The 14,455-nt window shown below is 60.7% G+C and carries 12 protein-coding genes and 2 pseudogenes; 3 read left to right on the top strand and 11 right to left on the bottom strand.

The features are described 5' to 3' along the window. Positions 1-447 precede the first annotated feature (447 nt). Positions 448-1,125: an OmpW/AlkL family protein gene (locus AC0L3L_RS35355; RefSeq protein WP_473641952.1), complete on the top strand. Its 678-nt coding sequence runs from the start codon at positions 448-450 to the stop codon at positions 1,123-1,125. 606 nt (positions 1,126-1,731) lie between these two features. Then, on the top strand, positions 1,732-4,074 hold the full coding sequence (locus tag AC0L3L_RS35350; RefSeq protein ID WP_473641950.1) for a S9 family peptidase: 2,343 nt from the start codon (positions 1,732-1,734) through the stop codon (positions 4,072-4,074). A 1,488-nt stretch (positions 4,075-5,562) separates the two neighbouring features. Here the strand turns inward: AC0L3L_RS35350 and AC0L3L_RS35345 are convergent. The 6 genes and pseudogenes from AC0L3L_RS35345 to AC0L3L_RS35320 all read right to left on the bottom strand — a co-directional run bounded on the left by AC0L3L_RS35345 (position 5,563) and on the right by AC0L3L_RS35320 (position 7,764). Then, entirely contained in the window at positions 5,563-5,739 is a 177-nt protein-coding gene (locus AC0L3L_RS35345; protein ID WP_473641949.1) for a hypothetical protein, read from the bottom strand. After that, positions 5,736-5,861, bottom strand: a complete 126-nt coding sequence (locus AC0L3L_RS35340) for a hypothetical protein (RefSeq protein WP_473641947.1) — start codon at positions 5,859-5,861, stop codon at positions 5,736-5,738. The genes AC0L3L_RS35345 and AC0L3L_RS35340 overlap by 4 nt, the downstream gene beginning before the upstream one ends. A 106-nt stretch (positions 5,862-5,967) precedes the next feature. Then, entirely contained in the window at positions 5,968-6,459 is a 492-nt protein-coding gene (locus tag AC0L3L_RS35335) for a hypothetical protein (RefSeq protein ID WP_473641945.1), read from the bottom strand. 51 nt (positions 6,460-6,510) lie between these two features. Beyond that, positions 6,511-6,999: a hypothetical protein gene (locus AC0L3L_RS35330; RefSeq protein WP_473641943.1), complete on the bottom strand. Its 489-nt coding sequence runs from the start codon at positions 6,997-6,999 to the stop codon at positions 6,511-6,513. Beyond that, a complete protein-coding gene (locus AC0L3L_RS35325; RefSeq protein ID WP_473479259.1) occupies positions 6,980-7,267 on the bottom strand; it encodes a ParB N-terminal domain-containing protein in 288 nt (95 codons plus the stop codon). Before AC0L3L_RS35325 ends, AC0L3L_RS35330 begins: the two co-directional genes overlap by 20 nt. Positions 7,268-7,345: 78 nt before the next feature. Beyond that, a pseudogene (locus AC0L3L_RS35320) lies at positions 7,346-7,764 on the bottom strand (DUF2958 domain-containing protein). Here AC0L3L_RS35320 and AC0L3L_RS35315 point away from each other — a divergent pair. Further along, positions 7,751-7,891 (top strand): hypothetical protein, encoded by a 141-nt coding sequence (locus AC0L3L_RS35315; RefSeq protein WP_473630306.1) that lies wholly within the window; start codon positions 7,751-7,753, stop codon positions 7,889-7,891. The pseudogene AC0L3L_RS35320 and the gene AC0L3L_RS35315 overlap by 14 nt on opposite strands. A gap of 78 nt (positions 7,892-7,969) precedes the next feature. Here AC0L3L_RS35315 and AC0L3L_RS35310 read toward each other — a convergent pair. The 5 genes and pseudogenes from AC0L3L_RS35310 to AC0L3L_RS35290 form a co-directional block, all read right to left on the bottom strand. Beyond that, positions 7,970-8,930 (bottom strand): annotated as a pseudogene (locus AC0L3L_RS35310) (ArdC family protein). A gap of 1,074 nt (positions 8,931-10,004) precedes the next feature. Then, complete coding sequence (locus AC0L3L_RS35305) at positions 10,005-10,973, bottom strand: omptin family outer membrane protease (RefSeq protein WP_473641941.1); 969 nt, start codon at positions 10,971-10,973, stop codon at positions 10,005-10,007. Positions 10,974-11,409: 436 nt separating this feature from the next. Beyond that, on the bottom strand, positions 11,410-11,772 hold the full coding sequence (locus AC0L3L_RS35300; protein ID WP_473641939.1) for a GNAT family N-acetyltransferase: 363 nt from the start codon (positions 11,770-11,772) through the stop codon (positions 11,410-11,412). A gap of 1,120 nt (positions 11,773-12,892) precedes the next feature. Continuing rightward, the gene (locus AC0L3L_RS35295) at positions 12,893-13,345 is read right to left on the bottom strand and encodes a DUF982 domain-containing protein (protein WP_473479247.1); all 453 of its coding nucleotides are present in this window, start codon (positions 13,343-13,345) and stop codon (positions 12,893-12,895) included. 80 nt (positions 13,346-13,425) lie between these two features. Then, positions 13,426-13,644 (bottom strand): hypothetical protein, encoded by a 219-nt coding sequence (locus AC0L3L_RS35290; protein WP_473479244.1) that lies wholly within the window; start codon positions 13,642-13,644, stop codon positions 13,426-13,428. Positions 13,645-14,455: the final 811 nt, after the last annotated feature.

Genomic DNA, 14,455 nt, shown 5'->3' with positions numbered 1-14,455 from the left:
CTCCCCCTCCGCCTCCCCCTTACCCGTGCCCGTCTACGACACCAATCTAAGAGCCAAGCTCTGGGCAGTTCCGCCTGCGCCGCCTCGGGGGCATATTCGGGCTACGTTAATACGGTGCCTTCCCGCTTACTTCTATGGGACCAGCGCAGGCGGGCACAGCTACGGCAAGGACAATCCGAGCGGGCCGCATTCATTGCCTTGGGCGACGATTTCCTTGGCAGCGCGATCGGCTAGCACTCCGATAGCGTTCATTGGCGACCGGCAGGTCGACAAGGGCGAACTTCGACGAAGAGAGTACAGGTCTATAGTTTGCGAGAGTGTTGCAAACAATGCGCGCAGAATTTGCGAATAATGCGCGCCAGCGTTCTGTAGATAGCAATCAACACAGCAGGACTATTCACAGTGAAGTCTAACGAGCAAGGAAACAACATTATGGCAACAAAGCGAATGAACGTGTTGCGGGGACTCACAGCGGCCGTCGTCCTGTTGCTGGTAGGACAGCAGGCGGCCGCGGCAGACCTTGCAGAACCGTGCGACCCGGATGAGGGTGCCTTGTTCACGGAATGGCCAAGCCCTTGGCAGATCCGCCTGCGCGCGTTGGGGGTTATCACTGAGGATTCGGGCTACGTTAACGAGGTGCCCGGCTCCGGTCTTTCCTATTCGAACACCGTAACGCCGGAACTCGATATTTCGTATTTCTTCACGGACAACGTCGCAGCCGAGCTTATCCTCGGCACCACCTATGCCAACATCACAGGCCAAGGCTCGATCGGCGGGCTGGGGAATATCGGCAAGGTTTGGCTGCTGCCGCCCACGCTGACATTGCAGTACCACTTTACCGATTTCGGCGCCTTCAAGCCCTATGTCGGCGCCGGCGTGAACTATACGATCTTCTATCATCAGCAAGCCGGCAGCGCCGATGATCTCAAGGTCAAGAACACGTTCGGCACCGCGCTGCAGGTCGGGTTCGACTACATGGTCGACCAGCACTGGGGCGTCAACTTCGACGTGAAGAAGCTTTTCCTCAAGCCAGACTTCGACGTCACCGTGGCCGGCACGAAGCAGACGGGGAAGGCGGAGCTCGACCCCTGGCTGATTGGCGCAGGCGTCACGTACCATTTCTGACGCCGGCGAAGTCGGCTTACGCACAGCCGAGTCGAATGAAGGGCGCCTCGTGCGCCCTTTTGCCGTGGGCCCGACGGTCCACTTTTGTCAACCCGACATACACCCAAGGTCAATGTGACTTGGGGTTGTCCGAGCTGTCGGATGTGCGACGTTAATGTCGTTCACCCGACACAGCCAGTCCGATCGATTGCCGTGATCTAAAAGGATCTCCTTTGGCGCGCATATTGCATCGTTCATCCGGACACGGATCAACGGACTGACGACAGCCATGCAGAGAATGTCCATACCCAACGCTTTGTGCCGGGCCCAATTCCGGCCCTTCCAGGTGCAGAAAAAGGAAGGGAGTGTGATTGCAAGCGTCACGGGCTTTGAACATTCCATCATTGTGGACATGGAAAATACCCTGCTGGCTCGGCGCCAACTCTTCAGTCTGGTTCACCCGGCCAGTTCCTGGATATCGGCGTAGGGCGCACGGGTCATGTTGACTGCCGTCTCGGCCGCACCCGCGTGCTGACTCCTTCGAGCAACGCTCAACACTGCTGCACACCGGCGATGAAAAGCCCGATCCAACAATGCGTCTCCCGAAAACCGAAGAGGTGAACAGATATGGTCAAGATCGGCGCTTCGGCGCTCTCGTTATTAATTGAAGGGGCATCGGGATCGGCAACCGCTGGGGCGCTGGCCAACGGTTCAAACGGTGCACATCCACCGCTAGCGCTGACCGATTTGGAGCGGGCACTGGCGATCAACGATCGCTATCGCGGGCTCACCGTGAATGTCCCCGAGGGGCCGTTCTGGCTGACTGGAGCCAACACGTTCGTATACCGCCGGACTATCCACGGCGAGCAGCAGTTTATGCGGGTCGATGCTGCCACGGGTTTGAAACGGGCCGCCTTCGACCAGGCCCGTCTGGCGGCGGCGCTAAATGAAGCGAGCCATAAGAGCTATCAGGCAGGCGATCTTCCCTTCGAGCGTTTCGAACTGACCGAGGATGGTCGCAGGCTCGACTTCCAGATTGAAGACACCTGGTGGAGCTGCGACCTTGTAAGCTATGACTGTACCAGCACCACATTGGATTCGGACGACCCGGAACTTTGGCCGCTCGGCCACCTATACACGCCGCCGGCGCAGAACGACCCCGACAACTGCAGCGCGTCGCCCGACGGCAAATGGATCGCCTATATCAAGAACCACAATGTTTTCCTGCGCAGCAAGGACGGATTGCAGAATGTTGCGCTGAGCCGGGATGGATCAGAGGGCAATTACTACGTCTTTTCGACGCTGAGCTGGTCGCCGGACTCGCGCCATCTCGCGGCCTACCGCGTTCGCCCCGGCTACAAGCGGGTGGTCCCCTACCTCAATTCGTCGACGGACCGGTTGCAGCGCGAATATTCGACAATGGTCTATCCCAAGCCGGGCGATGTCCTTCCGCTGCCCCAGCCGGTCCTGTTCGACATTGCCGCCCGCCGCCAGATCGTGATCGACAACGCCCTGTTCTCCAACCCCTTCGAACTTTCCCCTCTCCAATGGTGGGCAGACGGTCGCGGCTTCACTTTCGAATATAACCAGCGCGGGCATCAGCTCTATCGGCTGGTCGAGGTAGACGCCGCCACGGGGCGCGCACGCTCGCTGATCGAAGAGACCAGCACGACCTTCGTTGATTACCGGCCGCTGGTGATGAACCAGCACCGTACCGGGAAAATCTTTCGTTACGATGTCGACGACGGGAAGGAGATCATCTGGGCGTCCGAGCGCGACGGGCACGAGCACCTGTACCTGTTCGACGGCCAGACGGGCGCGCTCAAGAACCAGATCACCTTCGGTGAATGGGTGGTCCGCGCGGTCAACCATGTCGATCCGGTCAAGCGCCAGATCTGGTTCGAGGCGAGCGGGAAGAATCCGGGGGAGGACCCCTATTTCGTCCATGCGTACCGCATCGGCTTCGACGGTGAGGGGCTGACTGAGCTCACGCCCGAGCCGGCCAACCACCATGTCGAGTTCTCTCCCGACGGCCGCTACTATGTCGATCTCTGGTCACGCATCGATCTGCCGCCCCGCATGATGCTCTACCGCGCCAGCGACGATGTCAAACTCATGGAGGTGGAGACCGCCGACATGTCCGAGTTCGTCGCCGCCGGCTGGCAGCCGCCACTCAGCTTCCACGCCAAGGGGCGCGACGGCAAGACTGATATTTGGGGCGTGATCCACCTGCCCGCCAATTTCGATCCGACGAAGAAGTACCCGGTGGTGGAGAATATCTATGCCGGGCCCCAGGGCTCCTTCGTCCCAAAATCCTTCTCAAGACGGACAGAGCCGCTCACGCAGCTGGGCTTCGTCGTTGTGCAGATCGATGGCATGGGTACCAACAACCGCTCACGCGCCTTTCATGACGTTGCGTGGAAAAATCTGAAGGACGCAGGCTTTCCCGATCGCATTCTATGGCACAAGGCGGCCGCCGCGAGGTATCCGTGGTACGATATCTCCAATGTCGGCATTTTCGGCGGGTCCGCAGGCGGCCAGAGCGCGGTGAGCGCGCTACTCTTCCATCCCGAATTCTATAAGGTCGCGGTCGCCAACAGCGGCTGCTACGACAACCGGATAGACAAGATCTGGTGGAACGAAAAGTGGATGGGGTGGCCAGTCGGCATTGAATATTCCCAATCCTCCGCCATCGAAAATGCTTACAGGCTGCGGGGCAAGCTGATGATCGTCGTGGGCGAAATGGACCGCAATGTCGACCCGTCCTCCTCGCTGCAGCTTGCCGACCGACTCATCAAGGCGGGAAAAGATTTCGACATGGTCTATGTGCCTGGTGCCGATCACAACGTGCCAGGCATCTACACTGAGCGCAAACTCCTGGACTTCTTCGTTCGCAACATTCTTGGTCAGACCCCACCCGACTGGAACGCTAAACGAACCGAGCTGCAAAAGAGCAAATCGTCACGATGATGGCTTCGGCAGCTTCTGCCTATAGCAATCCTCGCCCCTGTTTTGTTGGCTGTGATCGAGGCGGCGAGCGAGCGGAGAATCGCTCGGACGAGGGCCTGCGCCGATTCCTGCGCAACGGGCCTTAGCAAGACGGAAACAGGACGATTCCGACGCTCGACGGCCGCAAAGCGGGAATCGAGGACATGGGCGCCCCCGCCTCTGCCTGCCTCTTCGATGACGGCACGCTTCTATCTTGCATGCTTCGTTTTGCCTCCGCTCGCCAATCGCGGCGTTCCCCGGAAGCGGGACGGAAGCGGGGCGGGCGGCGAGTTGCGACCGGAAGGGCCGCCGTCCAGGCGGACCGCATCCGAAGGACTGGAACGAAGAGAAGGACCCGAAGCGAGAGCGAAGGGTTGCGGTTCGACTCCAGAGCCTCGTGGGTGGCGATGATATCTTTCACGCTTGGGCCGAGCGGGACGCTCCGGCCGACCTTGGGGATGGCTCGTATCTCTTGAATCATCTTTTCAGCGAGTCAGAATGTGGATGCGTCTTCGGTCAGTCCGCTGGCCGGCGGTCAGCATCACTTCGGTGACTAACCTCGACGAGGCGACGAGGCGGGCCGCCGGACGCACATCACCTCAAGTCAGCGACCCACACGCGACGCATGGCCAAAACCCAACCTCGCCCTGATCCGGAATGCTTGCCGCCAGGGCCTTGGCGATCTGCCGAGCCCTAGATGACCGGCACGAGTATAGGCGAGCCCTTGCGTATGGGGGGCGCTCGGCTTCACGCTCTCAGCTAGCCGAACCCTACCGCGGCGCAGATACTCGGTAGTCGGCCCTGAACAACGGCTAAGGCGTTGATATTGTTGATATTTCGAACCCGGGAAGACGAGTGGAAGCATCCGATTTCGCCGTTTTCGGCTGGAGTGCTTGCAGGCACTAGGCAAGCCAAAGCGCGAGAACCGTGAGGATCAGGCGCAGATTTTGGCCGCGGCGACGAGCAGCGCATTGATCGCATCGCCAGCATGACCGAGGAGAGCGTACCATCGATCGACTGCTCGCAAACCGGGCTCGCACTGGTGATCGCCCATTCGTCCCGATTGAACAACCGGCGGATTTTCATCTCTTCCTTGTTCTTTTGTAGGTCCCGGGCGAGCACCTCCAGACGCTGCTGACAACGACGAACGTTGCCGCGAATGGCCGCTATCGCGTTGTCCCGCAAGACCGCTTAGGAGACAGGCCGCGCGATCGGCTGACACGATGCCCAAGCGGCGTCGCGGATATCGGGCTTGCGCAGGTTCAGACACCGTCGCAAGGGGCGGACGTGGCTATCCGCGTTGCGCCTCGGCTAGCATCCCGGCGCGGCGCAGGCTGGCGAAGGCGATGAGTTGGCGTCGGGATTTCGCGTGCGGTGCGCGCCGGAAAAGCCGCAAAGGTGCAGCCGGCATCGCCCGAGAGAGGTGCCAGGCGGCGGCACTCGAAATCGCCTCCGCCTGGCTTGGCTGGTTCATTCGGCCATGAACAGCGGCTGAACTCTGGCCCATTGATCGGCGGTGCGGAAGCCGCCCTGGGTCGTGTAGCTTTCGGCGGGGAATTTCATCCAGCGCGGCAGCCATGCGTCGACTTTCTCCCTGCTGTTCTTGCCGAACAGGAAGTCGCGGATGGTTGTCTTTTGCGTCTTCACCTTCTCGAAACACTGCCGTGGGCGACATGCTTGCCGCCGATATCGGTGAGTATCAGATTGGCAATTTCCTTGTCGCGCAACAGGTCGAAGAGGGCGTCGTCGGCTTGCCAGCAAGCGGCCATATCGACATTCAGGTGATTGCCAAGCGCCTCGAGACGGCGCTGCCGGCTTCGACCGTCTCGGCCATGACGATAGCGAGAACGCGCAGGACATCGTCGTCGGAAAGCGTCAACAGCCGGGCGAAGACGCGCGCTGTGGCAAAGGCATCGCCGTTGCCGCCGGCGACCGCGCCATCCTCCTCCGGTTGCCCCAGCAGCGCCAAAACCTCGCGCCGCCTTCGCAGAATACGGCTTCGGCCTTGCAGGCTGCGAGGCTTGCCGCCACGGCTTCATTGGCGGTGCGCTGCGGCTCGCGGCGAACCTGCCACAGGCCCGAACCTGTGATGGGATGCGCCACCATCAGGCGCAGCGCGACACCCGGACGGTCGAGCATGGCCGCGCGCACCGCGGCATAGCAATGCAGATCGACATAGTTCTGCATCGGCCCGGTGAGTTCCGGTCGCGACGGCTTTGAGGGGGGTTCTTCGTGCTCGCCGCCCTCGCCCTGCGCGCGGGCACGGCGGGCATCCTTGCGCGACAGCCAGCCCTCGACCGCGCCGCGATGCGAGACTGATATGAAGACCTTGCCGCCCTTTTCTTCGGCGTCTTTTCGTGATCCCATGACTGGAAAAACTGCCCCGGTTCCAGCACGGCCACGTCGGCCAGCCGGCTTTCAGATAGGCGTCGCTTTGGCAGCGATCGCCTCGTTCTGATTTTGCCAGAACAGGTCGGCGAAATAGCTGTCCTCGCCGAACAGGTCGCAGACGATCTGGCCCGGATAATCCTCGACGGCAAACAGCGCCACCTCTGAGGAAATCGACTGGCCGCCGAACAGCCATTGTTTCAACTGGTCGCCGCGCGGCGCGTATTGCTCCGAATCGGTATAAAGCGCCAGCCAATCCTTCTGCTGCGCCTTGGAGGCCATGGTCAGATTGCGCGCCGTCTCGGCGTCGATTTCCTCGCGCCGATAGGCCTCGCGGATTTTCGGCAAGAGGTCGCCGAGCGCCAGAATGCGTTTGACCAAAAGCTCGGTGATGCCGAAAGTGGCGGCGATGTCGGCACGCTGCAGCCCTCCTTGATCAGCCGCGAAAACGTCTCCCGCTGCGACACCTCGTCGGGATCGAGCCGGGCGAAGTTTTCGATCAGCAGGCCTCGAGCGCATCGGAGTCGTCGCCGTCTTCCATGATGGCGCAGGGCAAGGCATCGCCCTCACCGCGCTCGTCGGCGAGCGACTTCGCGGCGAGATAGCGGCGCCGGCCGGCGACGATCTCGAAGCTATCCGGCTCGATGTTGGGCCGCACCAGAAGCGGCACAAGGACGCCGCGCGCGCGAACGGACGGCAGCATGTCCAACACGTCGGGCGCGCTGGAATGGCCCCATGTGAGCGTGGAAATGCTGAGCCGGTCGAAAGGAATGTGGGCAAGCTGCATGGTTCGTCTCCTTCGTTGGGGGTGAATTGTCCCCGCCGCAAGGGCCGAAGGCCGGCGCGGCGGGGGCGGTTTTGCGCCTTATCGGCGCTCTTGCTCCGCCGCGTCTGGCGGAAGCTCGGAATGGGATTTGGCAGTGCTTCCGCTGCCTGCCGCAGAAGCCGCTCGGCTTCGGTGATGTGGCCGGCGCTGCGCGCCGCTTGGGCGTAAACGGAGAGCGAAAAGCGCGCCTTGAACCAGAGGTCGCGCTCGATGCCGAGGCCACGCCGAGCCTTGGCGCTTGCAAGCTCGGCAAGGCTGACGCTGCCGAGTTCCGGGAAGCCGAAGCCGAGGTCGCAAAGGCCGAACATTGTGTCGCTGTCGGCGTCGAGTTCGGTGAGAAGCCAGGTTGCTGGCCCGGTTGGATCGAATAGTCTTACCACCGGGACATGGTCGGTCTCGATGTCAGTTGCGCCATTGGCGAGCAGCTGGGCGCGCAGTTCGTCGGTGATCAAGATCATGGGAAAACTCCTCTCAAATCAGGTCGAGTTGATTTCTGTCGGCTTCATCGAGCAGCCCGGTATCGAGCGGCTTCTGCGCCGCGCGCGGGCGCGTCGGCCAAGAGGGCAAGGCGGTTGCGCGTGGTGACCGGCCGGACACGGGAATGAGCGTCTGCTCGCCTTGCGGCGTCGGTTCGGTCTGCAGGGTGTCGGGATCGCGCGACGCTCATGCCGCGATCTCATCTTGTTGCGCGCCTTCGGTCTCGGCGTTAAAGCCAAGAAGAAAATCGGCGGCTTTGGAGGCAAGGCTGGCGGCGCGGAAGATGGCGCGATTTTCCTCGCGCAGCACCTTCAGCCATGTGCCGATATAGTCGGCATGGCGCACGGTTGGCTCGATGCCGAGCGTCGAGCAGACAAAGGCTGCGGCGATTTCGGCAACCAATTCCTCGCGCGCATAGGTCTTGGAACCGAAGGCGCCGGAGAGGTCGCGCGCCAGCCGCGCCGGGTGGCCGGTCCAGTGGCCAAGCTCGTGGAAGCAGGTGCGGTAATAGTCGATCTGCTGAAAGAATGCCGGCTGCGCGGCACCTGAATGGTGTCACTGCCCGGCATGTAGAAAGCGCGATCGCCGCCGATGCGGAAATCCGCGCCGCTTCCTCGAATAAGCGCCTCGGCCTGTGGGATGATCTCGCGTTCGGGCAGCGGTTCGGCGTTGCCGTAAAGGTGCTCGGGCGGCCGTCGCACTGCGCGACATTGAAGACGGTAAAGCGCTTCAAAAAGGGCACGGCCTGCGGTTCGTCGCCATCGGCCTTGGCACGTTCCCTTTCGTCCTTGGGAACAAAGCGGTCAGCGTGAACGATGGTCGTGCCGCGCTCGCCCTTCCTGACATTGCCGCCAAGGACAAGCGCCTGCCGGAAGGTGAGCCAGTTCTGGCTGGGATAGCTGCGCTCGATGACGGCGCCCCACAGGATGAGGATGTTGATGCCGGAATAGCGGCGCCCGGTGGCCGCATTCCTGGGCAGACCGAGGTCGGCCCTTGCGCTGCCCCATGGCTTGACTCATGGCACGGTGCCGCGCTCCAGTTCGGCAATGATGCGGTCCGTGATCTCCTGATAAAGGCTGGCGCCCGGGCGCCCGCCCTTAGCCGCGCCAGCCTCTGCGCTGGCGCAACGCTTGTCGTTTGCACGCATTCCTTCGTCCTCCGCTAACCACTCGCCGCGCCTTTCCCCGGAAGCGGGGTGGGCGGCGAGACGCGACCGGAAAGGCCCGCCGTCGGAAGGCGGACCGCATCCGAAGGACCGGAACGCAAGAGGAGGACCCGAAGCGAAGCGAACGGTTGCGGGATGCCGCGGCGGGCCTAGAAGGGAGTGCCACCCCGCGCCGCCGGGAAAGGCCAACGAACAAACCGCGTCGGCCGACAGGCCGGCGACCGTCAGCAGCCGACAGGCTGCCCGCGCCAGGGGGCGAAGCCGGATGGCCGAGACCGCCTGAGCCTGCCGAAGAAAAAGCGGCTCGGTTCACGAGCACCCGGCACGCGCCGTCAGGCGCGCGGGCGCGTCAAGCTTAGGCCAAATTGGGTTCTTCCGCATATTTGGGGCAGGGACTACTTTTTTCGGGTGTCCCTTTGTCCGGTTGGGTCAAGCGGCTGCCAGAAGTAGCCTCCGGAGGAGTGGATAGGCGGCGCGCCAGTACATCTGGCGCTTGGTCGTCTTGAGGTGGTTGATCTGGCCTTCGACCGGGCTCGTGCTCCAGGACTGGTGATTGGCGCCCGGACAGCCTCAATGTCACGGCTGAGACCTGCCGCAAGGGTAGCCAGTTCGGCGGGCCAGGTCAGCCGCGATTGAAAGTTCCGGAGCATGTTCATGCAGATGGTGGAGGAACCGCTCGGTCTTGCTCAGCCGACGTCGCGTGCTTCACGCTCGATCACATCGAAAGAATCGGGCCATTTCCTCGCTGCCGTGAATGTTCGGTGCGACGCGCTCTCAGTGGGCGGTGAACAACACGTCCGTTGGTACCGATCGTCCGACAAAGTTGAACGCGGGTTCTGAGTGCGGCTCGACGTTGTCTGGAAGCCGACGATTGAGGGCTATCAGCTCACAGCTGTCGCAATGGGCCTATTCGATGGCCCAACCGGTTTGCATCTCTCTCCTAATACCAATCGGGGACAAGGACGATGCTGCGAGATCAGAGACGGTCTACCGCGGAACGACAGCTCGGCTGCGCCGTGCAGACATCGGTTTGGCGTTCCGGTCGAGTTCGTTCAATCAGAACGAGGTCTTGATGCCGACCATCACTGCCGCCGCGGCAAAATCGCCGCCGATCCGGTCGTCGTCGCCGTCCCTCTTTGCGCCGGTCGAGATGTCATAGGTGTTGTAGTCGCCGCGAGCGGTGAACACCTTTTCGTAGGAACCGGAGACGAAGAAGCTGGTCCGCTCGTTGTACTGGTAGCCGACGCTGCCGCCGACCATCAGAACCGGCGCCGATTCGAAACCATCCTCGAAGCGCAGGTCACGCAGCCAGTGATGATCGGTATCGCCGGCCGAGAAGGTCATCCCGCCCTTCAGCGCAAAGCCGAAGTTCCAGCGATTCTGGACATAGGTCGCATCTATGCCGGCGAAGGCGACCGGCAATTTCTGCTGGTAGCTGATGACCTTTGCGCCTCCTGGGTAGTCGCCAACCGAATCCCGGAAGCCGGCATCGCTGAAGACGTAAGAGCCGCCATAGGCAGTCCACTTGACCGAGGTGTACTTGAAGCCACCGTTGACGTTGATCAGCAGTTGGTCGCTGACCTGGAAGTCGTGGCCGAGCGCGACGGTTGCCGAATAGAAGTGATCAAGATCGGTCTCGGAAAAGCGCGAACGGTCGCTCCAGTCGTTCCAGCCATCATTGGTCGAGAATCGCGGGTTCCAGTCATAGTCTTCCATGTAGCTGTCGCCGCTGAAGGCGATCTGACCGGAAAGCTTGGCGGTCCAGCCGGCTTCGCTGCGCGCCGTCATCTCGGCTGAAATGACCGGAGAGGTGCTTTCCCAGATAAGGTGGCTCCGCTTGGAGCCGCGGCCGGGAGCCTGATAGACTAGCTCGTTGGCCTCGATGTCGATGGCGCCGACGCCGCCAATGAAAGAGAAATTGGGATTGTAGGGCGCCGGTTCGCTCACCACCGCGGCACTGGCCATCGCCGGCCAGGCAGCGAGCAACGCTGCCGCTCCACCAAAGAATTTCGCATACAATTTCATGAAACTACCCTCATAGGAATGATCCGTTATTCGGCTATACGCTGCGTAACCGGGTGCACGTCAGGTGCGGTCGTCTATGCAGCGCCCCTGTAGGTTGGCAGATTGCCGCCCTCGGCTCGGTTCCTCAACACTCAAGGAAACGCCGTTAGCGTGACCCGATTGACGGCGGTTTTTGCCGATGCGTTCCGGGCGGTCGGCGTGACGGGAACCTTGCATTATCTGAGGCACACATTTGGGATGACGATGCTGGTACGATTGCAGCGGCAGGCAGCGACCACGCCGGACCTCAATCCGCTGAGATCGTGCAGGTTGCTTTGAACAGTCCACAGCAGACACTCTGAGTCTAGATTATCCGACAGAGCCGAGGGCCGACTTCCTCGAACCCGTTCCGCAGATAGAAATCGAGCGTGCGCTTCCATTTTGGTTGCCCGGGCGCTCAAACCTTAAGTCGCTTCCAGCCACGAGCACGGCTTTCCTGCGAGGCGACCTCAAGCAGATGAGGGGCAATCCCTTTGGAGCGCATGTCGGGTCGAACATACAGCTCCGAAATGTAGCCGAACTTGCCTCCTGCATAGATCGCCGTGCATTCATTCAGCACCATGATGCCGACCGGCTCGTCATCTGCACTTGCGATCACAGCGACCCCGCCAGCGTCGGCAAGCACCGTATCCGCGCTTTGTCTGACGACCTCGGGCGTGGGCGCTTTCCCGCCAGTGAGTTCATCGAGTAGCGCGTGAATGAAACGGGCGACCGTCTCTGCGTCCGTTGCGTTGGCGCTGCGAGTAGATATGGAAGGCATATTCTCTCCTGGCAGTGGTCAAAATTCCGATTCCTGCTGCCATCCGCGCAGGTCCGACTCACTTTTAGATGTAATGTTGGGCTAATGAACAGCATTTTTTCATTAAATTATGTTAAAAGACTGCAAAACAAATATTACAAGTATGCAGGATTCCGGATGACTTGATGTGAATTGCCGCAGATAGGAGACATTTTCACATCAAAGGAACCGGGTTACTTCGTTGTCGATGAGAATTTGAGAGCAGTGGCCGTCGACTTGACTCGTGAGTCCAATCGTCTCCTTGGGCCGGCTTGGCCACCAAGGTGGGCATCATCGGACAAATGAACTCCAGCCGGCCAGCACCGGAACTCACTCGTTTACGCACAGAATCGAGTCTAGGCCCGTCCCATCTGGTGGCTAGTGGAACGGATTGTGATCGTTTACTAAATTAGCAATTCTGCACGAAACGGCTTATTGTTGGTCCCAGCCGGCGGACACGACCCCGCCGGTTAGGCCCGCCGGTCGGTTGCCTACCCCGCAGCGGCTGTCGGGCCGTCCCCATCACAGTTCGGACAATCAACGTGAGCCGAGATAGAACCAACAACCCCGCAACCGGGATCAAGGGCAAGCGCCACGGGCCGCCTGTGAACGACGAAGCAGAGCATTTCGAGTCTGCCCTGTCTGTGGCCTCTCACGTTCGACAAGCGAAACCGTGGCGAGGTGCTGCATCATTATCTCCCCGAACATGAGCCGTTGAAGCTCGATGGATAAATGGCCCGTCTTTCCCATATAGGGCCATGACACCTCCTACTCGGGCGAGAGATACATCTCCGCCTCCTTAGCGGCAGCCACGAAAGCCTAGCGACGACATGAGGGTCAATCCGATCGCCCTCCATCGCTAACAGGCAAAGCGTCCACGCCTTGTGCCAGCGAGGTCCTCTCCGGGTCCACCTCTTGAGCTGCTCAAGGGCTGCCCTCGCATTGTTGCAGCCATGCCTGCCGCCGTCCGATCAATCTTCACGAACACCCGAGGGACAAACGAAAGGGTTGTCATGAAGGGTAACTAGAGTGGGTCGGAATATTTGGTAGAAATTTCTGAGCGGGCCGCGATCGGGTAGGGCTGCGCGGGCATCCAGGAGACCTAACCAAAGTGGCGTAATACCTCCTCCTCCTCGGCAGCAGCCAGGAATGCCTTACGGGCCTCCTCAGCTTCCATCTTGTCGGCAATCACGGCAATGCAAACGCGCAGCGCGAGGTTCCACTTGGGGCCACGCTTAGTGCAGTTCAGGAGTTCCTCAACTGCTGCCTCAGCAGTGTCGACGCTGCGCGTCTGATCGGGAGGCTCAGTTCTCACGCTGACCGAGGGGCTGAAAAAATGCGGCACGTTGCTGGGAACTAGGGCAGCCGCGGTCTCCTCAGCCCATTCTTGCTCTCGCCGCTCAAGCTCCTCCTGAAGCTCCACCGCTAAAGCAGCAAGCTTCGGCGGCAAAGGTCGGTCGTCCAACAGGCTTAGCTGCTTGCGCAACTTCCGACGATTATCTTCCGAACTGATCAATTCTCGGAAGGAACGATTATCCCTATCTCGGGTGGCCATAACGGTTCGCCTTAAGCTTTTTACGCAACTCATTTGGTTGCTGAAGGTTCCCGGAGGCGGCCGGATGAGTTGTCACAGCATTATTCGTTAAGGTCGAAGGCTACTGCGCGTCCAAACGCCGGAGCGGTCGCCACGATAACGTCGACCAGGGCCGTGTTACTGATTTCGAGGTCAGGGCCATCTTGGCGAACCGCAGCTATAACGGCCTTGACGGAGACTGCGCCACCGTGCGGGACCTTCTGGATGGCCTCGTGCACAAGCTCCACGGCTATGCGCTCGCAGTCCGTCTCGATGTCCACCTGAGGCCTCCCTGGACATAAACCCAAGCACCCATTTGTTGGCACGCCGCTTGTAAAAATCAACAACCAATTTCGTACAATGGGACCGCGAACAACTGTGGCGAGGACAACCGGCTCGCGCTAGATTGAACGGCTACTACCCGCCCTTATCGGATGTCACCGACAGGCCGAGGGCAGTAGCTGCTTCTATAGGCGCAGCGTGCCGAATATGGTCGATGTCGCCTTGATCGAAATGCTGTCCCCACGGTCAGCCCTGTTGAGGATTGCGATTATTGCGTGCTCTTCAATTGGACCAATCCCTTTGCAAACTCATCCAACTCTCCGAACAGCTCTTGTGGCATTTCTGCACAAGAGATGCCGAAGGGACGAACTTCCCCTCCAACCAACTGTTTCATCCGGAAACAAAAAAACCCGCCGCACAGGAGAGCGACGGGTCGACCAAGCGACCACCGAGCGCGGGGTGGGTCGGGATTTGCCCGGTGCGCGGATCGTGAAAAAATCATACGCGGCCGGGTGCGTCGCGTCTACCAACCGGCAGTTGGCCTTTTCGGCACGGCGGACTTAATGTGGCGCTTTGCCCCTATAGGGTTTCGCGGTCGCCCATACCTTCCGGGAATTGAGCGCTTGAGAGCGAGCAACGTGCTTCCGCCTAATCCGCCTCTGGGCACCATCACCTTGCTGAGGTGTTGATGCAGCTGAAAAACCAGCAAAATTAAATGCTTAGGCTACCCGAGTGTAACCGGGGCAAAACCGGTGGCGGGCGCGGCGTTATGACTCGGGTGTATCGGGTTAGAGTGGGTGGCGGTTTGGC

Source organism: Mesorhizobium sp. WSM4849 (assembly GCF_055811385.1).
This window is presented reverse-complemented; position numbering and strand designations above follow the sequence as displayed.